Origin of the sequence: Haemophilus sp. Marseille-P9675, assembly GCF_916862695.1 — a bacterium.
Lineage (GTDB): Bacteria > Pseudomonadota > Gammaproteobacteria > Enterobacterales > Pasteurellaceae > Haemophilus > Haemophilus haemolyticus_K.
Window position 1 is genome coordinate 15,657 of the sequence record NZ_CAKASP010000001.1, and the last position, 21,966, is coordinate 37,622.

Sequence of the window (21,966 nt, forward strand, 5' to 3'; positions counted from 1 at the left end):
TGTGTGATTGGTAACTTTATTTCATTTAACCGACTTGGTATCATAGGATAACTTTTAGCCACTATAAGGAAAATTCTATGATTATTAGCAGCTTAACCACCCCAAATTTTAAAGTTGGTTTACCAAAAGTGATTGCTGAAGTATGTGATTATTTGAATACGTTAGATTTGAATACGTTAGAAAATGGTCGCCATGATATTAACGATCAAATTTATATGAACGTAATGGAACCAGAAACTGCAGAATCAAGCAGCAAAAAAGCAGAATTACATCATGAATACTTAGATGTTCAGGTGTTAATCCGCGGCACGGAAAATATAGAAGTTGGCGCTAATTATCCTGATTTGTCTAAGTATGAATCTTACAACGAAGTGGATGATTATCAACTTTGTGCAGATATTGATGATAAATTCACCATCACAATGAAACCAAAAATGTTCGCTGTATTTTATCCTTACGAACCGCATAAGCCTTGCTGTGTAGTAAATGGAAAAACAGAAAAAATTAAAAAATTAGTCGTGAAAGTGCCTGTTAAATTGATTTAATTTTTGAAAAAGTGTTTATAAGGAAAAATTAATGAATATTGATGCATTTATTACAAAAACTAGAAAATTTTATAAGGAGCTTCAAGAACACACAGCAAGTCGATACCGTTCTTGGGAGTATTGCTATACTCAGTTTTATGAAGCTAGAAAAAATCCTGAAAGAGCTAATGTTGATAACTTGAGTTTACATTTGGCATTCTATTTAGCTAGTTGGGGGATGTATAGAGGTTCGTCCTTTTTATTACAATATGATTACACTATCCATACTTCAGTAGTAAAGGAAATATTAAAATCCGAATATAGCACATTATTTGGATTAGAGTGCAAAGAGTTAAATAATGAGCAAACCAGTTCGTTACTAAAGAAACTAAATAGTGAAATTAGTACCATTTATAATCCGTTTCGATTAGAACTAAAGGAAACAGAAGTAACACAAGATATTTCAAATATTTTAGTTTCTAAAGTTTTATTGGGCACATTAGGCTGTGTGCCAGCTTATGATCGTTTCTTTGTTGATGCAGTTAAAAAGAATAAAGTGACGACAGGAAATTACAATATAGCGTCTTTGCAGAAATTAATTAAATTTTATGAAGAGCATCAAGAAAAACTGGAAAATTTAAGAAGTGAATTTTTAATTAAATATGAATTTGATGGGGAAGAAAAAACTCTTGATTATCCTCAAATGAAGCTACTTGATATAGGATTTTGGAAAATTGGTTTTGATTTGTCGAAAGAGCCAAAATAGGTTTCCAAATTTAATAGAAAAAGTGCGATTAGAAATTTATATATTTTTCTGACCGCACTTTTTTATTATTTAATCACCGTAATTGACCATTTTGCATCATCAATTTGTTCGAAGTTTGTTACTTCATAACCTTCTTCTGCCGCCCAAGCAGGGATAGCTTCAGTAGCTTGGGTGCAGTCAAATTCAATTTCTAGGCTATCGCCTTTATTTAACTTAGCCATTGCTTCCTTGGCTTCAACGAGAGGAAAGGGGCAAACAAGGCCAAGTGTTGGTAATTTAACTATCATATAAACTCCTTATGATGCTTTTGCTAATTTTAAACGTTGTGGACGGATAATGGTGAAGTAGGCGGCCACCCAAGTGCCGAGAATCATCAATGGCAATGACACCCAGCCTTGCCAAGAGAAAAAGGCAGTTTCGACTAAACCGTTACCGATGGAACAGCCACCTGCAAGGGTTGCGCCAATACCCATGAGAATACCGCCGAGTCCGCTACGTAAAATTGTGGTGGCATCTGGTACACGGACACGAAATTCATTGCTTGCTTTCGCGCCGATGAATGACCCGATAAAAATCCCTAAGACCAAGAATACGCCCCAATTTATAAATTTATTGTCTCCAGTAACGAGGAATTGCATGATATTGGCTGATGGTCCAGTGATCCCGAGTCCAAATTCACGACCAGTAGCAACACTGAGTGGCCAAGCCGCAAGTGCGATTAATCCGATTAATACGGCAGAGAAAAATGGGTGCCAGCGTTTCTCAAATAATAAGTGAGGAAGCCCCGTTTTCTTTGGTTTTAATGCCGCGACTTTTACGCTTGGTTTGCTTAGGTGTTTGTATACATAGAAAGCCGTCACTAAAGTTAATAATGCGACTAACCACCAAGGTGAAATACCGAATGTATCGTAAATATTGCGTTGTTCAATATTGATACTGCGTAAGGTTTTATTGAATTCCCCTAATGGGCCAGTACGCATGATGGCGCTTAATAACATATAAGTGAATAAGGCGACCCAACTGCCGACTAAGCCTTCTGCAGCTCGGTACCATGTGCCTGTTGCACAACCGCCAGCAAGAACAATGCCGATACCAAACACAAAGGCACCGATAATCACGGCTAGAAAAGCAAAATTTTCAGCCGGATCCACATTTAATATACCGATTTCTTTTAAGAGAAAGAAACCAATAGATTGCACGGTAATCGCCAATAAAAGGGCTACAAACATTTTGTTATTTTTGGTGACATACATATCGCGAAATGCGCCAGTAATACAAAAGCGCCCACGCTGCATCACAAATCCGAGTAAAATTCCGCAAAGTAATCCGGTTAAAAGCATAAATATTCCTTCTATTTTAGAACTAAGTAGGTCGGTATTTTCTAAAAAAATAAGAAGGTAGCGCCAATAACTTTTAGCTAGAAAATATGTTTTTTTGATATAAAAAAAGTTCGGTCAAAAAATTTAGTGTTTTCTGACCGCACTTTGTCGTAAGTTATCTTAGTGTTAAGGGCAGGGTTTACTCACCATAATTTCAATTACTTGGCGATCGATGTGGTGCATACTCTTAGAAGCAATTGAGCATAGATTATCGATAGTGCGATCGAGATCATGCTCAACGATACCTTCATTGCCCGTAACATGGGTTTCGTCCATTGCCATAAGTACTGATTTATAGCCTGAAGCCACGCTGGTGGAGACTTTCATTGCACAGCTATTGGATGCACCATCGCAGATGATTCCGCTGATGTCACCAATCATGCTACAAATGCCCATACTTACCGTTTCAAATTTACCTGTAAGCAAATAGGCGATACCCGCACAGCTTCCCATTGATGCGGTTGTTACTGCGCAAAGGGCAGACAGTTTGGGTAATTTACTGTGGATATAGATGGCCATTAAATGTGATAAGAAGAGCGCTCGAAGGCATTTTTCTTCACTCACGTTTAAATAATCGGCGACTACAACTACTGGCATAGTAGCGGCAATCCCTTGGTTACCTGAACCAGAATTGCTCATTGCTGGCAATGTGGCTCCACCCATACGGGCATCGGAGGCTGCGGTAGTTTCAATCATGATTTTGCTGAGTAAATCATCTGACATTAAACCGCTACCAACTTGTTTACGTAACGTTCTACCAATGTGTAGGCCGTAATTTTCCCGTAATCCTTCGTTAGATAGTGCACGATTGAGCGCAGCAGCTTGTCCGATAAAGCGGATTTTATCGAGCTCAACTTCACAAGAAAATTCAAAGATTTCACGTGCACTCACCTGTTTGAAAATATCATAAGGATCGCAATCATTACATTCATCGTGTTCTTTCTCAAAAATGACCTCGCCATTTTTTTCAATCAAAATGATGTTAGTGTGTTGATCTTGAATTGCGACTTTCACGTAATCATTATCGGCAAACAATGTTGATTCTGAATATAAAATATGTTCGGTTTGATGAATATCTACACTCACTAATTTTTGTTCAAGCATAGTCTTGGCGGCAATAACTTGCTCTGGCGTGATGTGCTTTAACACTTCTAACTTACCCTCAGGGTCACCGCCCAATGCGCCAATTGCCGCAGCAATAGGTAATCCCACCATACCTGTTCCTGGCACTGCAACACCCAATCCATTTTTCATGAGATTAGGTGAGACTTTAGCTTCAATGCGTTCAGGTGTTTTGCCCAAATATTTCGCCGCTGTAGCAGATGCGAGCGCAAGAGAAATGGGTTCAGTACAGCCTAGGGCTGGCACAACATCATGTTTAACGATGTGGAGTAATGGTTTTTCAATTTTGTTAAGTCTTTCTTGATTCATAAAATTCTTTTTAAATACTGTCTTCTTTCTCTATGACTAATATACGCGCTTCGCCTTGTGGATGAGCTACATGTTCGGTACCGATACTCGCATAAAAAATATCACCCGTATGGAGCAATACGGCTTTCTCTTGGCCATTTTCTTTGTAGCGCATTTCGACCGTACCATCCATCACTGCAAAGACTTCTTCACCGTCATTGATATGCCATTTGTAAGGTTTATCTGTCCAGTGAAGACGCACGGAAATACCATTCATATTGGTAATATCGAGGGCTCCCCAAGCACGTTCTGCCGTAAAGTGGCGACTTTTAATAACTTTATTCATGATTAAATTCCTTAGTGCGCTTTATCCCAATTTTGTCCAACACCCACTTCCACAATCAATGGAACGACTAATTCAGCAGCGGCTTCCATGTGTTGTTTAATTTGCTCACGGAAAAATTCTACTTTTTCTGACCGCACTTCAAACACTAATTCATCATGTACTTGCATAATCATTTCAATATCTGGATCGTGACGGATTACTTCATCAATTTTAATCATCGCTCGTTTAATAATATCTGCAGCCGTGCCTTGCATCGGTGCATTAATTGCTACACGTTCAGCCCCTTTACGACGCATTGCGTTGCTAGAATTAATATCAGGTAAATATAAACGGCGACCAAATAGCGTTTCCACATAGCCTTGTGCTTTCGCTTTTTCACGGATATCGGTCATAAATTGCTGTACGCCAGGGTAGCGTTGGAAATATAAATCCATGTATTTTTGTGCATCTGGACGGGAAATTCCCAGTTGACGTGAAAGTCCAAAGGCAGACATTCCATAAATTAAGCCGAAATTAATCGCTTTAGCATTGCGACGTTGCTCACTGGAGACTTCATCTAATGATACACCGAAAATTTCAGCAGCCGTGGATCGGTGAATATCCTTGCCCTGAGAGAAGGCGTTAATTAAACCTTGATCGCCCGAAAGATGCGCCATAATACGTAACTCGATTTGAGAATAGTCAGCGGCGACAATAGAATAACCTTCACGTGCGATAAATGCTTGTCGAATACGACGACCTTCTTCATTCCGAATTGGAATATTTTGTAGGTTTGGATCACTTGATGATAAACGCCCTGTTGCCGTGACTGCTTGATGGTAAGAAGTATGTACTCGGCCTGTTTGTGAATTGACCATTTGAGGCAGTTTATCCGTGTAAGTGGATTTGAGTTTGCTCAACCCACGATGTTCGACCAAAATTTTTGGTAATTCGTGGCTATAGGCTAATTCTTCCAATACTTCTTCATTCGTTGATGGCGCACCTTTTGGCGTTTTTTGTAAAACAGGTAGTCCAAGTTTATCGAACAAAATTTCTTGTAATTGTTTGGTGGAGGCCAAATTAAATGGCTGACCTGCTAATGCGTAAGCTTGTTCCTCAAGTGCGGTTAATCTTGCAGCAATTTCGTTAGATTGTATAAAGAGGGCATCACTATCAATCAAAACGCCTGAGCGTTCCATACGAGAAAGCACATGAAGTAATGGTAATTCCATTGTTTTATATAATTCAACAAGTGTTGGTTCTTCTTGCAGTTTCAACCACAGCGCTTGCTGTAATTTCATTGTCACATCAGCATCTTCTGCCGCGTATTCTGTGGCTTGTTCTAATGGAATTTGATTAAACGTAAGCTGACCTTTCCCTTTTCCTGCAATGCTTTCAAATGCGATAGTCTCATGCCCTAAATAACGTTTAGCTAAATCGTCCATATTATGACGACCCGTACTATTTAGCGTATAAGAAAGCAACATCGTATCAAATTCAACACCTTGTAATTCAATGCCATGACGGGCAAAAATACTTTCATCAAATTTAATATTTTGTCCAATTTTGTGAATGTCAGGATTTTCTAAAATTGGTTTGATAGCCGCAAGTGCGGTCGATTTTTCGAGTGTTTTTGGTGCATCCAAATAATCTAATTGCAATGGTAAATAAGCTGCTTCGCCATTTTCAAGACCAAAAGAGATACCTACTAAATTTGCAGACATATAATCAAGACTGTCTGTTTCAGTATCGACTGCAATGAGTTTTGCTGCATTGAGTTTTTCAATCCAGCGCGTTAAATCTGTTTGAGTGAGCAAGGTTTCATATTTTGTACGATCGATTTGAATTTTAGGCGCGTTCTCCACCGCACTATTTCCCACCGAATTTTGAGCTGGTGATGTCGCCTGATACTGGTTCATTTTCACTGGTTGTTCACCGGTTTGGGTTATGGAGTCTGCGCCATTTATCACTTCATTAAGCCAGCGTTTAAATTCGTAGCGAGCAAAATATTCAATAAGTTGATCGTTTTTGCTTTCTCCAAGCAACAATTCATCTGTTGTCACGTTAAGTTCAACATCTGTTTTGATGGTTGCTAATGTATAAGAAAGATCGGCATTAGTTTTTTCTGCCAATAATTTTTCACCTAGTTTTTTCGCCCCACGAATTGGCAATTCTGCTACTTTCTCAAGATTGGCATAAATTTCAGCCATACTTCCGATACCTTGCAGTAAACCAAGAGCGGTTTTTTCGCCAACGCCAGCAACGCCCGGAATATTATCTGCACTATCGCCCATGAGTGCTAGATAATCAATAATGAGTTCAGGTGGAATACCGTATTTTTCAATCACGCCCTCGCGATCCAATAAGCTATTATTCATGGTGTTGATGAGCATAATATTGTCATCAACTAACTGTGCCATATCTTTATCGCCAGTACTAATGAGCACTTTTTTACCCAAACGCGATGCTTGTAGTGCGAGAGTGCCGATCACATCATCAGCTTCAACCCCTTCCACCACTAAAAGCGGAATCCCCAGTGCACGAATCATATCGTGCAAAGGCTGAATTTGTTTGCGTAAATCATCAGGCATTGGTGGACGGTGAGATTTATATTGTTCAAACATTTCATCACGAAATGTTTTCCCTTTTGCATCAAAAACAACAGCTATATGAGTGGGCTGCACTTGTGAGATGAGGCTTTTTAACATATTTAAAACGCCATACATCGCACCTGTTGGCTCACCTGCGGCATTAGTTAAAGGAGGAAAGGCATGAAATGCACGATATAAATAAGAAGAACCATCCACTAGCACAAGCGGATTTGTTGCAATTTGGGCCATAAAAATCTCGTTTTAAACTGAAAAATGCGGGCATTATAGCGTAATTTATGGTGATGAGCGAACGGCGGATTCAATGTAAAATTTGTGACGAACGTTTTTTGCTATGGCATAATATCAACCACTCAAATATTTAATTTAAGGAAATCAAATGTCGTTAAAATTGGTCGAAATTTTAGTTTTGGGTCAGGTCTTGCGTTTAAACGTGCCCGTTGAACAAGAAGAATTACTGCGCCAAGCTGCGCGTAATTTAGATATATTGGTTTCCGAAATGAAAGAAAAGACAGGCCTTATTCAGCTTGATCGTGTGCTTTCGATTGTGGCTCTCAATTTGAGTTTTGAATTAACACAAGAAAAGAATAAAACACTACAAATAGAAGATGTGTTGAGAACGAAAATCCAGCAATTGGATCATTCTTTAGGAAGTGTTCGAGTATTAAAAGAATAAAATCAGTGATTAATTGTGGCTGAAAATTTAATGATTTTCAGCCGTTTTTTATAGCGTTAGACACGCTTGTATAGTCCATTTTCATTCAAAATTAAATCTTGCAATTCAAGATCGAGCAACTGAACAAGTAAAACATCGACACTCAAGTTAAATTCTTCAGCTAAATCATCAATGCTCACAGGCGTGTAACCGATACGCGAGTAAAGTTTCGGGTGACTTGGTGCTTCTACTAATCGGCGAGGATCGGGTGGTGGCGTGTAATTAGGCACTGCGATCTGGTCAAAATCGATTTCAGTTTGGCTATGGATCGAATGTTGGTAGAGGGTTTCCAAAATATCCTTTGCATTTTCCACCAACATTGCGCCTTGTTTAATGAGACGATTACAACCTTGGCTAAATTCACTTTGAATATTGCCTGGCACAGCAAAAACCTCTCGGTTTTGTTCCAATGCATACCGAGCGGTAATCAGAGAGCCGCTTTTTTCCGTGGCTTCAACCACTAATGTCCCAACCGAAAGCCCGCTAATAATCCTATTACGACGAGGGAAGTTTATCGCAATTGGTGCTTGGTTTGGTAAAAACTCAGAAACTAATGTACCGTTGTTTTGCAAAATGAGTTCTGAAAGTTTTCGATGCTTTACGGGATAAATTTGTTCTAATCCGCTTCCTAAAACTGCAATGGTTTGTCCTTGAATATCAACAACTGCTTGATGGCAATGCCCATCTATTCCCAACGCAAGTCCACTGGTAATCGTAAAGCCAGCCAATGAAAGTTCCGTAGCAAAATATTTAGCCCAATATTCACCATAAGCTGTGCAGTAGCGACTTCCCACCATAGCAATTTGACGTTGTGAAAGTGCGGTTAAATTTCCTTTTACAAATAGCAGAGGAGGAAAGCTCGCTATCTGTTTCAATAGAAAGGGGTAAAAAGGGGAAAAATAATTCACCAAATGATTTCCCTCTTTTTGTGACCACTCTAGCGCTGGCTCAATAAATTTTGTTTCAGGCTTGAACCAACGACGAATTTGAATGGCTCCCCATCCCATTTGTCGAAAAGCAACATCATCATAATTGAGCAACTCATCTAGCGTAATATTGGATAAAATTTTATCAATGCCCACTCCGCCAAGTTTAGGGACTTGCATTAGGCGGAGTAGCGTGTAAGTAATATCGTGCATGCTTTTTCCTTTTTGATTTGAAAATTTAGTATGGAAAAAACGAGTGAAAGAAACGATTAACTTGAAAGCATTTTGCGATATAGATCGCAAAAATTCTTTTTGATGAGTAAAAAATTGCAAAATTTTTCTTATTTTGAAAATGTAGAAAATTCAATAATAAAAATTTGCCGATTATAATCTACTTGGTTGAATATTCTTTTTATTTTGAATTTATTAGTTAAATGTATATTTTGTTTTGTGTTGAGATGATTGTTTTTGATATAAAACGCTAAAAAATAGTTTGACAGCCAGTTTTTTATTCGTAATATGAAAAGTGTTTTACACAGAAGGATTTTTATTTATGTCTCGTATTGTTTCTTTATCTCTCAACCTGCTGCTCTCACATTTTGTGTGCGGCTAAGTTGTGGATGAAAAACATCAGATGTAAATACCCAATTTTAAACCCGCACTTTATAAGCTGCGGGTTTTTTGTCTAAAAAATACAGGAAAATGCGCCGCACTTTCGGAGTGATTTAAGAAGGATATAAATTATGATAGATCGCGTTATTATTTTTGATACGACTTTGCGTGATGGGGAACAGGCATTAAAAGCAAGTTTGACGGTAAAAGAGAAATTACAGATTGCTTTAGCACTTGAACGTTTAGGCGTGGATGTAATGGAAGTGGGGTTCCCCGTTTCTTCTCAAGGAGATTTTGAGTCTGTTCAAACCATTGCGCGTCATATCAAAAATTCTCGTGTTGCCGCGTTATCTCGAGCTGTAGATAAAGACATTGATGCCGCATACGAGGCATTGAAAGTCGCTGAAGCATTCCGTATTCATACATTTATTGCAAGTTCCGCATTGCACGTTGAAGCGAAATTAAAACGTTCTTTTGATGATGTGGTAGGAATGGCAGTTGCAGCAGTGAAACGCGCACGTAATTATACGGATGATGTTGAGTTTTCTTGCGAAGATGCCGGCCGTACAGGTATTGATAATATCTGCCGAATTGTAGAAGCCGCAATCAATGCAGGTGCAACTACAGTAAATATTCCCGATACAGTAGGTTTTTGTTTACCAAATGAATACGGCAACATTATTGCTCAAGTGCGCAATCGCGTGCCAAATATCGATAAAGCTGTGATTTCTGTGCATTGCCATAATGACTTAGGTATGGCAACCGCTAATTCTTTAACTGCAGTACAAAATGGTGCGCGTCAAATTGAATGTACTATCAACGGTATCGGCGAGCGCGCAGGCAATACCGCCTTGGAAGAAGTGGTGATGGCAATGAAAGTTCGCCAAGAATTTATGGGTGTAGATACTCGTATCAATACTCAAGAAATTCATCGTGTGAGTCAAATGGTTAGCCAGCTTTGCAATATGCCGATTCAGCCGAATAAAGCCATTGTGGGTTCAAATGCTTTTGCGCACTCTTCTGGCATCCATCAAGATGGTATGTTGAAAAACAAAAATACCTACGAAATCATGTCTCCAGAAACGATCGGTTTGAAAAAAGAAAAATTGAATTTAACTGCACGTTCTGGTCGTGCAGCGGTAAAAGGTCATATGACGGATATGGGCTATAACGAACAAGATTACGATTTGGATAAATTGTACGATGCCTTCTTAAAATTAGCCGATAAAAAAGGTCAAGTGTTTGATTATGATTTGGAAGCATTGGCGTTTATTGATATGCAACAAGGTGATGAAGATCGTTTAGTATTAGATAAACTTTCTGCTCATTCAACGAAAGAATATCCAGCAACAGCCTTTGTTCAATTGAAGTTGGATGGCGAGAAATTAAGTACGTCTTCAATTGGCGGCAATGGCCCAGTGGATGCCGTTTACAACGCCATCTTAAATTTAACTGGCTTAGAAATCAAAATGTCTCACTATAACTTAACCGCCAAAGGCGAAGGCGCAGAAGCCTTAGGTCAGGTGGATATTGTGGTGGAACATGAAGGCCGTAAATTCCATGGTGTTGGTTTAGCGACAGACATCGTTGAATCTTCTGCACTTGCTTTAGTCCACGCGATCAATGCGATTTATCGAGCGCATAAAGTCGCCGATATTAAAAGCCACAAATATCATTAACCCAATTCCCCTCTTTATAAAAGAGGGGAGAAAATATGAAAAAATTAACCGCACTTTAGTGTGACTGAAATAGGAAAAACAATATGCAATCATACAACATCGCAGTTCTACCAGGAGACGGTATCGGTCCGGAAGTGATGGCTGAAGCCATTAAAGTATTAAACAAAGTCCAAGAAAAATTCGGTTTTAAACTTAACTTCAATGAATTTTATGTAGGCGGCGCTGCAATTGATCACTGCGGTTGCCCATTACCGGCAGAAACCTTAAAAGGTTGTGATGAGGCTGATGCGATTTTGTTTGGTTCTGTTGGTGGCCCAAAATGGACAAATTTACCACCGGATCAACAACCAGAACGCGGTGCATTGTTACCATTGCGTAAACATTTCAAATTATTCTGCAATCTCCGCCCTGCTACCCTTTATAAAGGACTCGAAAAATTCTGTCCATTACGTGCTGATATTGCTGCGAAAGGTTTTGATATGGTGGTGGTTCGTGAATTAACAGGCGGAATTTATTTCGGTCAGCCTAAAGGCCGTGAGGGCGAAGGCGCACAAACCAAAGCATTTGATACGGAAGTGTATTACAAATATGAAATCGAGCGTATTGCTAGAGCTGCTTTTGAGGCAGCAATGAAGCGCAATAAAAAAGTCACTTCTGTGGATAAAGCGAACGTATTACAGTCTTCTATTTTATGGCGTGAAACCGTGACAGAAATTGCAAAAGAATATCCAGAAGTCACCTTAGAGCATATCTATATCGACAACGCGACCATGCAGTTAATCAAAGCGCCTGAGTCTTTCGATGTGCTACTCTGCTCTAACATTTTTGGCGATATTATTTCTGATGAAGCAGCGATGATCACGGGTTCTATGGGGATGTTGCCATCCGCTAGCTTAAACGAAGAAGGTTTCGGCCTATATGAACCGGCTGGCGGTTCCGCTCCAGATATTGCAGGCAAAGGCATTGCTAATCCAATCGCACAAATTCTTTCTGCGGCAATGATGCTGCGTTACAGCTTCAACTTAAACGAAGCCGCAGATGCCATTGAAAATGCGGTACAAAAAGTCTTAGCAAAAGGTCACCGTACGGGTGATTTAGCCGATGACTCTACACCTGTTTCAACTGCGGAAATGGGCACATTGATTGCTAACGCAATCTAATAAAAAACAATGAAAGTGCGGTTCAAAAATACCTCGGATTTTAACCGCACTTACCCTAACAAAAGCCTCTAACGAATTGAGAAATATTATGGCAAAAACACTTTACGAAAAATTATTTGATTCGCACATTGTGTATGAAGCAGAGGGCGAAACGCCGATTTTGTATATCAACCGTCATTTAATCCATGAAGTAACCAGTCCGCAAGCTTTTGATGGGCTACGTGTTGCGGGGCGCCAAGTGCGTCAAGTGAATAAAACTTTCGGCACAATGGATCACAGCATTTCTACTCAAGTACGCGATGTGAACAAACTTGAAGGACAAGCGAAAATCCAAGTGTTAGAACTTGATAAAAACACCAAAGCGACGGGTATTAAATTATTTGATATGACAACGAAAGAGCAGGGAATCGTACATGTGATGGGGCCTGAACAAGGATTAACCTTACCGGGTATGACAATTGTTTGTGGTGATTCCCACACAGCCACCCACGGAGCATTTGGTGCTTTGGCATTTGGTATCGGCACCTCCGAAGTAGAACACGTATTAGCCACACAAACCTTAAAACAAGCTCGCGCCAAAAGCATGAAAATTGAAGTGCGTGGCAAGGTGGCACCGGGCATTACCGCCAAAGACATTATTCTTGCCATTATCGGCAAAACCACTATGGCGGGCGGTACAGGCCATGTAGTGGAATTCTGTGGCGAAGCGATTCGTGATCTTTCTATGGAAGGCCGTATGACCGTTTGTAATATGGCGATTGAAATGGGCGCGAAAGCCGGCTTAATCGCACCAGATGAAACCACTTTCGAATACTTAAAAGGTCGTCCGCACGCACCGAAAGGTAAAGATTGGGATGATGCTGTTGCTTATTGGAAAACCTTAAAATCTGATGACGATGCAAAATTTGATACGGTGGTAACATTAGAAGCAAAAAACATCGCACCACAAGTAACTTGGGGTACCAACCCGGGGCAGGTTATTTCTGTGAATGAAACCGTACCAAATCCGCAAGAAATGGCAGATCCTGTACAGCGTGCTTCGGCGGAAAAAGCCTTACATTATATTGGCTTAGAAGCTGGCACTAATTTAAAAGAAGTTAAAGTTGATCAAGTATTTATCGGATCTTGCACCAACTCGCGCATTGAAGATTTACGCGCAGCAGCGGCAGTGATGAAAGGTCGTAAAAAAGCCGACAATGTAAAACGGATTTTAGTGGTACCAGGTTCCGGTTTAGTGAAAGAACAAGCGGAAAAAGAAGGCTTGGATAAAATCTTTATTGAGGCAGGTGCTGAATGGCGTAATCCAGGTTGTTCAATGTGCTTAGGAATGAACGATGACCGTTTAGGTGAATGGGAACGTTGTGCTTCTACTTCAAATCGTAACTTTGAAGGTCGCCAAGGCCGTAATGGACGAACTCACTTGGTGAGCCCTGCGATGGCAGCGGCTGCGGGAATGTTCGGTAAATTCGTTGATATTCGTGACGTAACATTAAACTAAGGAGCAGAAAATGGCAGGATTTAAACAACTTTCAGGCCTAGTAGTGCCATTGGATGCGGCAAACGTGGATACTGATGCGATTATTCCAAAACAATTTTTACAAGCCATTACCCGCGTGGGTTTCGGTAAACACTTATTCCATGAATGGCGTTATTTGGATGTAGAAGGCACCAAGCCAAACCCTGATTTCGTATTGAATTATCCACAATATCAAGGCGCGACCATTTTATTAGCACGTAAAAACCTAGGCTGTGGTTCGTCTCGTGAACATGCACCTTGGGCATTAGCCGATTACGGTTTCAAAGTAATGATCGCACCAAGTTTTGCGGATATTTTCTACAACAACAGCTTAAATAACCACATGTTACCGATTCGTTTAAGCGAAGAAGAAGTAGAAGAAATTTTCCAATGGGTGTGGGCAAATGAAGGCAAACAAATCCATGTGGATTTAGAAGCGATGACCGTAACCGTAGGTGACAAAGTCTATCACTTTGAACTGGATGAATTCCGCCGTCATTGTTTGTTAAACGGCTTGGATAATATTGGTTTAACCCTTCAACACGAAGACAAAATCTCAGAATACGAGAAAAACATCCCAGCGTTCTTGCGCTAAAAAGATAAAAGTGCGGTGATTTTTCACCGTACTTTTTGATCTAATCTAACGTTTTAATGATTCCATTATCGACTGAAAACATTTTTCTGTTTTCGACTTGCATCTCTTTTAATTGTTCTTGAGTAATGGCGGTAACAAACACTTGTGAACCGCTTTGTTGTAATCGTTCTGCTAATAATGCTCGCTTATATTGATCCAATTCCGATGCAAAATCATCGATTAAAAAAATACAATGGCGTTGCTTTTCTTTCATTAAATGCTCGCCTTGAGCCAGTCTCAATGCGCACATTAAAAGTTTAAGTTGTCCACGAGAAAGTACATCTTCCACCGGTAATCCCTGTGCTTTGAAACGAAAATCAGCTTTTTGAGGTCCAGAAAATGTGTAATTTAAGGCACGATCTCGTTCAAAATTTTGCTCAAGAACCTCTGCGTAATCTGTATTTTTTTCCCATCCTTGATGAAAGCTGACATTAATTTCTAATTCAGGGAGGAAAAGTTGGCAAGTTTGCTCGATTTCAGGGCGTAGTGCTTCTGCATAGTCGGCACGCCATTGACTCACTTGATGAGCGAGTTTGGCAAGCTCGACATCCCAAACTTTAATAGCGGAGTAGGGCTGATTTTGTGCAAGCGCTGCATTTCTTTGTTTGAGTAATCGATTAAGGTTGCTCCAGGCAGCATAAAAACTTGTTTGATGGTGAAACAGTCCCCAATCCAAAAATGCTCGACGATAACTTGGCCCACCATTCAGTAAGGTTAAGCCTTCTGGGGTGATTAATTGCATTGGTAAAAGATGAGCAAGATCGGAAATTTTATTGCCATCTTCGCCGTTAATTTTTACTAACGTATTGCCTTGACGAAGTTTTTGTAACCCCACTGACCATTGATGTTGGCTTTCTTGGATTTGTCCAAATAGAGTAAAGTGAGGTTCGTCGTAAGAAATGATGCGATTTGTTACCGCACTTTTGAATGAGCGTCCGTGACCAAGATAAAAAATTGCTTCCAATAAGCTCGTTTTCCCGCTGCCATTGTTACCGACCAAAAAGTTAAAGCCGGGATCAAAATTAAGATCCACGGCTGTTAAGTTACGAAATTTTTCTACCAGTAAGCGCGAAATCGCCATATTATAAACGCATTGGCATAATTACATATTCGCTACTGCTATCTTCGCAGTTTTCGATTAAGCAACTGGAAGAGGGATCAGTTAAGCGCATGCGAACTTGATTGCATTTAAGCGCATTTAAAACATCAAGAATATAGGTGACATTAAAGCCCACTTCTAATTCTTCGCCATTGTAATTTACATCGACGATTTCTTCCGCTTCTTCATGTTCGGTGTTGGAGGCGGTAATTTTTAGTTGGTTTTCGCTTAAGTTTAAACGTACGCTACGCACACGCTCATTCGATAAGATTGATGCGCGAACAAAGGCTTGTTTAAGGATTTCCCAGCTGCCTTCGACAATTTTCGTTGCGTTACGAGGCAGCACTCGGCGATAGTCGGGGAAACGACCATCAATTAATTTTGATGTAAATACAATGTTTTTTAGATGAATACGTAAATTGTTGGTACCGATTTGTAAACGCGCGGGTTCATCGCTTGTTTCTAATAAGCGAACAAGTTCTAACACGCCTTTACGCGGTAAAATCACAGAATGATTTTGTAATTCTTGTTCAAGTGAGATAGTACAGACAGCAAGTCTATGACCATCTGTCGCCACAGTACGCAATAAATTGCCTTCTGTTTCAAACTTCATGCCATTTAAGAAATAGCGCGCATCTTGGTTTGCCATGGAAAATTGAGTGGCTTCAATTAAACGGCGCAAGGTATTTTGCGGTAGTTCAAAATCTACTTCAGACTGCCAATCCGTGAGGTTTGGATATTCTTCTGCTGGTTGAGTTGTGAGTGTAAAACGGCTACGCCCAGACTGCACTAATGCACGATCTTCTTCAAAAGTAACCGTGATTTCTGAATCATCAGATAAAGTGCGGCAAATATCTAAGAATTTTTTTGCTGGAATTGTAAAGGTGCCATTTTCAGAAGACGATGAAAGCTGAGTTTGACTAGAGAGTTCAACTTCTAAATCTGTGCCTGTGATAGTCAATCTATTGTCTTCAATTTGCAACAACACATTGTTTAATACAGGAATGTTTGGACGACTACTCAATACGCCACATACTTGTTGCAACGGTTTTAATAAATTTTCTCTTGAAATACTAAATTGCATTTCGTTCTCCTTTTATGCGGACAAAGTGCGGATCAAATTCGCCCAATCTTCTTGAATGCTATTGTCTTGCTCGCGGAACTTTGGTACTTCGCGACAAGCGTTTAATACGGTCGTGTGATCACGGTCAAATGCACGACCGATTTCAGGTAAACTGCGGTTTGTTAATTCTTTTGCTAATGCCATTGCAATTTGACGAGGACGAGTCACCGAGCGTGCACGACTTTTTGATTTTAAATCTGAAACCTTAATTCGATAATATTCAGCCACCACTTTTTGAATATTTTCAATGGTAACCAAGCGTTCCTGTAGAGCCAAAATATCTTTTAAGGTATCACGCACGAAATCAATATCAATGTCGCCACCTTTGAAGTCTTGCATTGCTTTCACGCGATTTAACGCCCCTTCGAGTTCACGCACGTTGGTACGCAAGCGTTGAGCAATGAAGAAAGCAACTTCTTCTGGCAAGTTCATATTATGTTCTTCCGCCTTTTTCAATAAAATCGCTACACGCGTTTCAAGATCGGGCGGCTCAATAGCTGTTGTTAAGCCCCAGCCAAAACGTGATTTTAAACGTTCTTCAATTTTTTCAATTTCTTTAGGATAACGATCTGATGTTAAGATAATTTGGCGACCAGTTTCAAATAAGTTATTGAATATATGGAAGAATTCTTCTTGAGTTTTTTCTTTTTCAGCAAAAAATTGAATATCATCCACTAAAAGCGCATCAAGAGAACGATAGAATTTTTTGAACTGATCCATTTTATTATCACGCACTGCTTTTACCATATGTTGCATAAAGTTATTTGCGTGAATATAAAGTACACGTGCATTTGGTTTATTGGCTAAAATGCCGTTGCCAATCGCGTGTAACAAGTGAGTTTTACCTAAGCCTGTACCACCATATAAAAAGAAAGGATTGGCCGAAGGTTCGCCTGGTGCTTGAGCAAGTTTTTGACCGACTGCACGTGCGAGTTGGTTCGATTTACCTTCAACAAAGTTATCAAATAAGTGTTTAGTATTTAGATGAGATTCAAATTTTATTGAAGCACTAGATTCAGCTTGAAAATCTACCGCACTTTCTGTTTTAGGATTGCCACTTGGTGCACTGTCCACTACTTTGGGTGTAGGCTTGACCCCTTCTTTTAAAGAAATGCGAAGTTCAGAATTTTGTGCAAGTGTTTGACAAATTTGCTGGATTTGTGCGAGATAATGAGTTTCTACCCAACCTTTCACAAACATATTAGAAGCATATAGAACAATGTGGTTATCCGCCACCACATCAGCCTGTAAAGGACGAAGCCAAGTGCTAAGATCGCTGGCCGAAACTTGATCTTGAAGTTGTAACAGGCAACTTTGCCAAAGATTTGAGAGATTCACAAAAGGATCCTTGTTGTTTTTGTAATAGAGAAAAGTGCGGTAAAAATTGGCGGAGATTTTACAATAAATGCGTGGAAAGATCTTCTAAAAAATCGGCTTGAGATTTATACAAAAATCCGTATAATCCCCCCGATTTTGGAAGTTCGAGAGTTTTTCCCGAAAAATTTCCGTTTCTTATTTGACGAACGCGTATTTTATGATTAAAATTGCGCTCTATTTTTATTAACTTATAATCTGGATTTAGGTAGATTACAATGAAACGTACATTTCAACCTTCTGTATTAAAACGTAGTCGTACTCACGGTTTCCGTGCTCGTATGGCAACTAAAAATGGCCGTCAAGTTTTAGCGCGTCGTCGTGCTAAAGGTCGTAAAAGTTTATCTGCATAATCACCGTTCTTAGTGGTTAAGCTGAACTTTTCAAGGGAGTTACGTTTGTTAACTCCCGTTCAATTCAAAAATGTCTTCGAACAACCGTTCAGAGCTAGCACTCCAGAAATAACCATCCTTGCCAGAAAAAATAATCTTGAGCATCCTCGCTTAGGTTTGACTGTGGCTAAAAAACACTTAAAACGAGCCCATGATCGTAATCGTATTAAACGCTTAGTACGAGAAAGTTTTCGTTTATCGCAACATCGTTTACCAGCATGTGATTTTGTTTTTGTTGCAAAAGGTGGTATTGGTAAGCTTGATAATAGCTCTTTTGTGCAAATCTTAGAAAAATTATGGCAACGACACATTCGTTTGGTGCAAAAATCTTAATTGGATTTATTCGTTTCTATCAACTTGTTATTAGTCCTCTTATCGGGCCTCGTTGTCGGTTTGTGCCCACTTGTTCTTGCTATGGCATTGAAGCGTTAAAAACACATGGATTGTTAAAAGGTAGTTGGCTTACTCTAAAACGTGTATTAAAATGTCACCCCTTGAACGCTGGTGGATTCGATCCTGTTCCACCTAAAATCAATAATAACGATGAGAAAAAATAATGGACTCAAGACGTAGCCTATTAGTGTTAGCGCTAATTTTTATTTCTTTCCTTGTTTATCAGCAATGGCAGTTGGATAAAAATCCACAAGTGCCAACTGAGCAAACAACTTCAATGACAGCCAATTCTGATGTTCCGGCAAGTTCTCCTTCTTCTAATTCACAAGTCGTAGCAGATTCTCAAACTCATGGCCGTATTATTACTCTTGAAAACGATGTACTTCGTTTGAAAGTTGATACTTTAGGCGGTGATGTAATTAGTTCTGAATTATTAAAATATGATGCAGAATTGGATTCAAAAACACCGTTTGAGTTATTAAAAGACACCAAAGAACATGTGTATATTGCGCAAAGTGGTTTAATTGGTAAAAACGGTATCGATACTCGTTCCGGTCGTGCGCAATATCAAATTGAAGGTGATAATTTTAAATTAGCAGATGGTCAAGAATCTCTTTCTGTGCCTCTTCTTTTTGAAAAAGATGGTGTAACTTATCAAAAAATCTTCGTATTAAAACGTGGTAGCTATGATTTAGGCGTAGATTACAAGATTGATAACCAAAGTGGTCAAGCTATTGAAGTAGAGCCTTATGGTCAATTAAAACATTCTATTGTTGAAAGCTCTGGTAATGTCGCAATGCCAACTTATACTGGTGGCGCATATTCTTCTTCAGAAACAAACTATAAAAAATATAGTTTTGGCGATATGAAAGATAATAATCTTTCTATTGATACTAAAGCTGGTTGGGTTGCAGTATTACAGCATTATTTCGTATCTGCCTGGATTCCTAATCAAGATGTAAATAATCAACTTTACACAATTACAGATACTAAAAATAATGTCGCTTCAATCGGTTATCGTGGTCCAGTTGTGACAATTCCTGCTGGTGGTCAAGAGACGATTACAAGTTCATTATGGACTGGGCCTAAACTTCAAAATCAAATGGCTACCGTAGCAAACCATTTAGATTTAACAGTTGATTACGGTTGGGCTTGGTTTATTGCTAAACCGTTATTCTGGTTATTAACCTTTATTCAAGGGATTGTATCTAACTGGGGCTTAGCGATTATCTGTGTAACAATCGTGGTGAAAGCAATTTTGTATCCACTTACGAAAGCACAATATACTTCAATGGCTAAAATGCGTATGTTGCAACCTAAAATGCAAGAAATGCGTGAGCGTTTTGGTGATGATCGCCAACGTATGAGCCAAGAAATGATGAAACTTTATAAAGAAGAAAAAGTAAATCCACTTGGTGGTTGTTTGCCAATTCTTCTTCAAATGCCAATCTTCATTGCATTGTATTGGACATTTATGGAAGCTGTTGAACTACGCCATGCTCCGTTCTTTGGTTGGATTCAAGATTTATCAGCACAAGATCCTTATTATATTTTCCCTATTTTAATGGGTATCTCAATGTTCTTGTTGCAAAAAATGTCGCCAACACCAGTGGCTGATCCAATGCAGCAAAAAGTGATGAACTTTATGCCATTAGTGTTTATGTTCTTCTTCTTATGGTTCCCTGCTGGTTTAGTGTTGTATTGGTTAGTTTCTAACTTAATTACAATTGCACAACAGCAATTGATTTACCGTGGATTAGAGAAAAAGGGATTACATTCTCGTAAGAAATAATCTTAAATGAATGGAAAGAAAGGCACCAAAAGTGCCTTTCTTTGTTTTATCAGTCGTGGTAAATATTGCTACGGTTAATGATAGTAATAGCGCTGTTGGTAAATATATACATTTTCTCAATAGGGTAATATTACGATTAGTCTAGAGTATGCTTACTCTACGTGATAATAGGTTTTTTATGAAAGAAACAATCGTTGCTCAAGCTACTGCGCCAGGTCGTGGTGGCATTGGGATTTTAAGAGTCTCTGGGCCTTTAGCAACAGAAGTTGCACAAGCGGTGTTAGGGAAATGTCCTAAGCCAAGAATGGCTGATTATCTCCCTTTTAAGGATGCTGATGGCACTATTTTAGATCAAGGGATTGCCCTTTACTTCAAATCACCAAATTCATTTACCGGTGAGGATATATTAGAGTTGCAAGGTCACGGTGGGCAGGTTGTATTAGATTTATTACTCAAACGTATTTTACAAATTGATGGAATTCGTTTGGCGAGACCGGGTGAGTTTTCTGAGCAAGCTTTTCTGAATGATAAATTGGATCTTGCTCAAGCGGAAGCCATTGCGGATTTAATTGATGCAACATCGGAACAAGCCGCACGCTCAGCATTAAAATCTTTGCAAGGTGAATTTTCAAAGAAAGTAAATGAACTAGTTGATTCTGTGATTTATTTGCGCACCTATGTAGAAGCAAGCATTGATTTTCCTGATGAAGAAATTGATTTCTTGGCGGATGGAAAAATTGAAGCAAACTTACGCGGTATTATTAATCAGTTGGAAGATGTTCGCTCTGAAGCCAAGCAAGGTTCTATTTTACGTGAAGGCATGAAAGTGGTGATTGCCGGTCGTCCGAATGCAGGCAAATCGAGCTTGCTTAATGCGCTTGCTGGTCGCGAAGCGGCTATCGTCACGGATATTGCGGGTACAACGCGCGATGTATTGCGTGAGCATATTCATATTGACGGCATGCCATTGCATATTATTGATACTGCGGGTCTTCGAGATGCAACCGATGAAGTCGAGCGCATTGGCATTTCTCGCGCATGGACGGAGATTGAACAAGCCGATCGTATTATTTTGATGTTAGATAGTAGCGATCCTGAAAGTGCAGATTTAAGCAAAGTGCGGTCAGAATTTTTAGCAAAATTACCCACAACGTTGCCTGTCACTATTGTTCGAAACAAAATTGATTTAAATGGCGAACAAGCAAGTGAAAGCGAACTGGGGGGGTATCAAATAATCAGTCTTTCCGCTCAAACGCATGATGGTGTACAACTTTTACGTGAGCATTTGAAACAAGTAATGGGTTTTCAAACTGGTATGGAAGGGGGCTTTTTAGCTCGTCGTCGTCATTTAGATGCACTTGAGAAATCTGCAGAGCATTTGCAAATCGGTTTGGTTCAACTTACTGAATTTCATGCAGGAGAACTTTTAGCGGAAGAATTACGCTTAGTACAAACTTACTTGAGTGAAATTACAGGTGAATTCACATCTGATGACTTGCTAGGTAATATTTTTAGCTCTTTCTGTATTGGAAAATAAT

The 21,966-nt window shown here is 39.4% G+C and carries 21 protein-coding genes; 12 read left to right on the forward strand and 9 right to left on the reverse strand.

Going from position 1 to position 21,966, the window contains the following annotated elements; translation table 11 throughout:
• Positions 1–77 precede the first annotated feature (77 nt).
• Entirely contained in the window at positions 78–545 is a 468-nt protein-coding gene (gene nanQ, locus LIX50_RS00075) for an N-acetylneuraminate anomerase (protein ID WP_048954287.1), read from the forward strand.
• 31 nt (positions 546–576) lie between these two features.
• Positions 577–1,290 carry a hypothetical protein gene (locus LIX50_RS00080; RefSeq protein WP_048954285.1) on the forward strand — a complete coding sequence of 238 codons (714 nt, stop codon included), beginning with the start codon at positions 577–579 and terminating at the stop codon, positions 1,288–1,290.
• Between the two features lie 65 nt (positions 1,291–1,355).
• Here LIX50_RS00080 and LIX50_RS00085 read toward each other — a convergent pair whose 3' ends face one another.
• The 5 genes from LIX50_RS00085 to polA all read right to left on the reverse strand — a co-directional run bounded on the left by LIX50_RS00085 (position 1,356) and on the right by polA (position 7,244).
• Positions 1,356–1,577, reverse strand: a complete 222-nt coding sequence (locus LIX50_RS00085) for a sulfurtransferase TusA family protein (protein ID WP_048954284.1) — start codon at positions 1,575–1,577, stop codon at positions 1,356–1,358.
• A gap of 9 nt (positions 1,578–1,586) precedes the next feature.
• Complete coding sequence (locus tag LIX50_RS00090; protein WP_048954282.1) at positions 1,587–2,630, reverse strand: YeeE/YedE family protein; 1,044 nt, start codon at positions 2,628–2,630, stop codon at positions 1,587–1,589.
• Between the two features lie 165 nt (positions 2,631–2,795).
• On the reverse strand, positions 2,796–4,100 hold the full coding sequence (locus LIX50_RS00095) for a serine dehydratase subunit alpha family protein (RefSeq protein WP_048954280.1): 1,305 nt from the start codon (positions 4,098–4,100) through the stop codon (positions 2,796–2,798).
• Positions 4,101–4,110: 10 nt separating this feature from the next.
• Positions 4,111–4,425, reverse strand: coding sequence for a cupin domain-containing protein (locus LIX50_RS00100; RefSeq protein WP_048954279.1), 315 nt, complete (start codon positions 4,423–4,425; stop codon positions 4,111–4,113).
• Between the two features lie 11 nt (positions 4,426–4,436).
• Positions 4,437–7,244, reverse strand: coding sequence for a DNA polymerase I (polA, locus tag LIX50_RS00105; protein WP_048954277.1), 2,808 nt, complete (start codon positions 7,242–7,244; stop codon positions 4,437–4,439).
• 148 nt (positions 7,245–7,392) lie between these two features.
• Between polA and LIX50_RS00110 the strand changes: the two genes are divergently transcribed.
• Positions 7,393–7,689, forward strand: coding sequence for a cell division protein ZapA (locus LIX50_RS00110; RefSeq protein ID WP_048954276.1), 297 nt, complete (start codon positions 7,393–7,395; stop codon positions 7,687–7,689).
• 56 nt (positions 7,690–7,745) lie between these two features.
• Here the strand turns inward: LIX50_RS00110 and dprA are convergent, their stop codons facing one another.
• Positions 7,746–8,867: a DNA-processing protein DprA gene (dprA, locus tag LIX50_RS00115; RefSeq protein ID WP_048954274.1), complete on the reverse strand. Its 1,122-nt coding sequence runs from the start codon at positions 8,865–8,867 to the stop codon at positions 7,746–7,748.
• A 530-nt stretch (positions 8,868–9,397) separates the two neighbouring features.
• Between dprA and leuA the strand changes: the two genes are divergently transcribed.
• The 4 genes from leuA (at position 9,398) to leuD (ending at position 14,216) form a co-directional block, all read left to right on the forward strand.
• The gene (leuA, locus tag LIX50_RS00120; protein WP_048954273.1) at positions 9,398–10,945 is read left to right on the forward strand and encodes a 2-isopropylmalate synthase; all 1,548 of its coding nucleotides are present in this window, start codon (positions 9,398–9,400) and stop codon (positions 10,943–10,945) included.
• Between the two features lie 83 nt (positions 10,946–11,028).
• Positions 11,029–12,105: a 3-isopropylmalate dehydrogenase gene (leuB, locus tag LIX50_RS00125; RefSeq protein ID WP_048954271.1), complete on the forward strand. Its 1,077-nt coding sequence runs from the start codon at positions 11,029–11,031 to the stop codon at positions 12,103–12,105.
• An 88-nt stretch (positions 12,106–12,193) separates the two neighbouring features.
• The gene (gene leuC, locus LIX50_RS00130) at positions 12,194–13,603 is read left to right on the forward strand and encodes a 3-isopropylmalate dehydratase large subunit (protein ID WP_048954269.1); all 1,410 of its coding nucleotides are present in this window, start codon (positions 12,194–12,196) and stop codon (positions 13,601–13,603) included.
• A 10-nt stretch (positions 13,604–13,613) separates the two neighbouring features.
• Positions 13,614–14,216: a 3-isopropylmalate dehydratase small subunit gene (gene leuD / locus LIX50_RS00135; RefSeq protein WP_048954267.1), complete on the forward strand. Its 603-nt coding sequence runs from the start codon at positions 13,614–13,616 to the stop codon at positions 14,214–14,216.
• Between the two features lie 40 nt (positions 14,217–14,256).
• On the opposite strand, the gene recF is transcribed toward leuD, so the two are convergent.
• Genes recF through dnaA form a run of 3 tightly spaced genes read right to left on the reverse strand, consistent with a single transcriptional unit; the run spans position 14,257 to position 17,815 of the window.
• Positions 14,257–15,336, reverse strand: coding sequence for a DNA replication/repair protein RecF (gene recF / locus LIX50_RS00140; RefSeq protein WP_048954265.1), 1,080 nt, complete (start codon positions 15,334–15,336; stop codon positions 14,257–14,259).
• A gap of 1 nt (position 15,337) precedes the next feature.
• On the reverse strand, positions 15,338–16,438 hold the full coding sequence (dnaN, locus tag LIX50_RS00145; protein ID WP_226385849.1) for a DNA polymerase III subunit beta: 1,101 nt from the start codon (positions 16,436–16,438) through the stop codon (positions 15,338–15,340).
• 12 nt (positions 16,439–16,450) lie between these two features.
• Positions 16,451–17,815, reverse strand: coding sequence for a chromosomal replication initiator protein DnaA (dnaA, locus tag LIX50_RS00150; protein WP_048954261.1), 1,365 nt, complete (start codon positions 17,813–17,815; stop codon positions 16,451–16,453).
• A gap of 254 nt (positions 17,816–18,069) precedes the next feature.
• On the opposite strand from dnaA, the gene rpmH reads away from it, so the two are divergent.
• The 5 genes from rpmH (at position 18,070) to mnmE (ending at position 21,965) form a co-directional block, all read left to right on the forward strand.
• Complete coding sequence (gene rpmH, locus LIX50_RS00155; protein WP_005539760.1) at positions 18,070–18,204, forward strand: 50S ribosomal protein L34; 135 nt, start codon at positions 18,070–18,072, stop codon at positions 18,202–18,204.
• Positions 18,205–18,216: 12 nt separating this feature from the next.
• The gene (gene rnpA / locus LIX50_RS00160) at positions 18,217–18,576 is read left to right on the forward strand and encodes a ribonuclease P protein component (protein ID WP_032803246.1); all 360 of its coding nucleotides are present in this window, start codon (positions 18,217–18,219) and stop codon (positions 18,574–18,576) included.
• A complete protein-coding gene (yidD, locus tag LIX50_RS00165; protein ID WP_005631409.1) occupies positions 18,540–18,800 on the forward strand; it encodes a membrane protein insertion efficiency factor YidD in 261 nt (86 codons plus the stop codon). The genes rnpA and yidD overlap by 37 nt, the downstream gene beginning before the upstream one ends.
• Positions 18,800–20,428: a membrane protein insertase YidC gene (yidC, locus tag LIX50_RS00170; RefSeq protein ID WP_048954259.1), complete on the forward strand. Its 1,629-nt coding sequence runs from the start codon at positions 18,800–18,802 to the stop codon at positions 20,426–20,428. Before yidD ends, yidC begins: the two co-directional genes overlap by 1 nt.
• Positions 20,429–20,606: 178 nt before the next feature.
• The gene (gene mnmE / locus LIX50_RS00175) at positions 20,607–21,965 is read left to right on the forward strand and encodes a tRNA uridine-5-carboxymethylaminomethyl(34) synthesis GTPase MnmE (protein ID WP_048954257.1); all 1,359 of its coding nucleotides are present in this window, start codon (positions 20,607–20,609) and stop codon (positions 21,963–21,965) included.
• The last annotated feature ends 1 nt before the right edge of the window (position 21,966 follow it).

Bases quoted from the DNA above. Each gene is read 5' to 3' on its own strand.
- nanQ (WP_048954287.1), top strand. From the start codon at position 78: ATGATTATTAGCAGCTTAACCACCCCAAATTTTAAAGTTGGTTTACCA.
- LIX50_RS00080 (WP_048954285.1), top strand. From the start codon at position 577: ATGAATATTGATGCATTTATTACAAAAACTAGAAAATTTTATAAGGAG.
- LIX50_RS00085 (WP_048954284.1), bottom strand. From the start codon at position 1,577: ATGATAGTTAAATTACCAACACTTGGCCTTGTTTGCCCCTTTCCTCTC.
- LIX50_RS00090 (WP_048954282.1), bottom strand. From the start codon at position 2,630: ATGCTTTTAACCGGATTACTTTGCGGAATTTTACTCGGATTTGTGATG.
- LIX50_RS00095 (WP_048954280.1), bottom strand. From the start codon at position 4,100: ATGAATCAAGAAAGACTTAACAAAATTGAAAAACCATTACTCCACATC.
- LIX50_RS00100 (WP_048954279.1), bottom strand. From the start codon at position 4,425: ATGAATAAAGTTATTAAAAGTCGCCACTTTACGGCAGAACGTGCTTGG.
- polA (WP_048954277.1), bottom strand. From the start codon at position 7,244: ATGGCCCAAATTGCAACAAATCCGCTTGTGCTAGTGGATGGTTCTTCT.
- LIX50_RS00110 (WP_048954276.1), top strand. From the start codon at position 7,393: ATGTCGTTAAAATTGGTCGAAATTTTAGTTTTGGGTCAGGTCTTGCGT.
- dprA (WP_048954274.1), bottom strand. From the start codon at position 8,867: ATGCACGATATTACTTACACGCTACTCCGCCTAATGCAAGTCCCTAAA.
- leuA (WP_048954273.1), top strand. From the start codon at position 9,398: ATGATAGATCGCGTTATTATTTTTGATACGACTTTGCGTGATGGGGAA.
- leuB (WP_048954271.1), top strand. From the start codon at position 11,029: ATGCAATCATACAACATCGCAGTTCTACCAGGAGACGGTATCGGTCCG.
- leuC (WP_048954269.1), top strand. From the start codon at position 12,194: ATGGCAAAAACACTTTACGAAAAATTATTTGATTCGCACATTGTGTAT.
- leuD (WP_048954267.1), top strand. From the start codon at position 13,614: ATGGCAGGATTTAAACAACTTTCAGGCCTAGTAGTGCCATTGGATGCG.
- recF (WP_048954265.1), bottom strand. From the start codon at position 15,336: ATGGCGATTTCGCGCTTACTGGTAGAAAAATTTCGTAACTTAACAGCC.
- dnaN (WP_226385849.1), bottom strand. From the start codon at position 16,438: ATGCAATTTAGTATTTCAAGAGAAAATTTATTAAAACCGTTGCAACAA.
- rpmH (WP_005539760.1), top strand. From the start codon at position 18,070: ATGAAACGTACATTTCAACCTTCTGTATTAAAACGTAGTCGTACTCAC.
- yidD (WP_005631409.1), top strand. From the start codon at position 18,540: ATGGCAACGACACATTCGTTTGGTGCAAAAATCTTAATTGGATTTATT.
- yidC (WP_048954259.1), top strand. From the start codon at position 18,800: ATGGACTCAAGACGTAGCCTATTAGTGTTAGCGCTAATTTTTATTTCT.
- mnmE (WP_048954257.1), top strand. From the start codon at position 20,607: ATGAAAGAAACAATCGTTGCTCAAGCTACTGCGCCAGGTCGTGGTGGC.